Below are 1034 nucleotides of genomic sequence, written 5' to 3'. Positions count from 1 at the left end.
CGAGAATGACGTGCGCATCAGCGGCAAAAGCGCTGACGAGGTGCAAGGGTGCCTCGCAGGCCTTGGCCGACCGTCGGCTGGTCTTGCCATCTAGCGCAACGACCTGTGGCGAGACGCTGGGCAAGACGTCTTCTACCCAGCGGCGGAAAGCAGCTTCAAATTCGTGTGGATCCATCAGGCCGAAGAGCCGGGCGAAGGTATCATGCGACGGGACCCCATTTGGCAAAGCGAGGTACTGGCGGAGCCAGGGGAGCTTCTCCTTGGCCCAGAGTTCGATCTCTTCAAAGGTGTCGGCGCCCACGAGGACCCCGCAGACGGCAACGGTGAGCAAGTCGGGCAAGGGATGCTGCACCTTGCTGGGATGACGCGGATCGGTAACGCTGGCGAAGATATCCAGGATCGGCACAGCAGTCTGGGGCATTGCATCCTCCGATCAAATGCCCCAGCTATATCGAATCATCCTTTATGATTCAATTGCGAACCAATCTCGACGTGCGATTGCCCTGAGGGCGGTGTCATGTACATCATACAACAGCTATTGGTAATGTATGGCTCCCAAAAAGGCCTCATTGGTCAAAACGTATTGACCGACCCGCTGCCACTTCAGTTTATACACGTTTCCAATGCATGGCTTGTGGGAATGTTAGACACTATTGATGCGGCCATATACTTGCTTGAAAAGTATTGTACCTTCGCCGTTGCTAAGCAATTCAGTGGCGAGGGATAGCAGCGTCAGTAGGGAGCTGACCCACATGGCGCTGCCAGTAACGGTGGTGTCCAATAAGCGCTTGGCTTACCATTACTCCCTTTGAATCAACAATGGCTCACGACGCGCAAAAAGGTAACGGAATGCTGGAATCCCTAAAAGGGGCATGGCGCTATCGCCAGTTTATTGCCACATCTATCCGCCACGAGTTGGTGACACGGTTTGCCCGTAGCCGCATCGGCGGCGCTTGGATGATCATTCATCCGCTGTCAATGGTACTGATTTACGCGCTGATCCTATCTGCTGTACTGGCAGCGAAGCTGCCGGG

1 protein-coding gene and 1 pseudogene are annotated in these 1034 nt (G+C 55.1%); one reads left to right on the top strand and one right to left on the bottom strand.

The genetic code is table 11. The annotated features are described in order from the left end of the window. Nucleotides 1–421, bottom strand: a 421-nt coding sequence (locus tag INT22_RS21660; RefSeq protein ID WP_226912952.1) for an ISAs1 family transposase, incomplete at its 3' end; no start/stop codon positions are given. Nucleotides 422–849: 428 nt separating this feature from the next. Here INT22_RS21660 and INT22_RS21655 point away from each other — a divergent pair. Beyond that, a pseudogene (locus INT22_RS21655) lies at nucleotides 850–1034 on the top strand (ABC transporter permease); the annotation flags it as partial.

Source organism: Halomonas sp. 3D7M, assembly GCF_014897885.1.
Classification (GTDB): Bacteria; Pseudomonadota; Gammaproteobacteria; order Pseudomonadales; family Halomonadaceae; genus Vreelandella.
The sequence above is the reverse complement of the archived record's forward strand: the minus strand, read 5'-3'. Positions and strand labels throughout refer to the sequence as shown.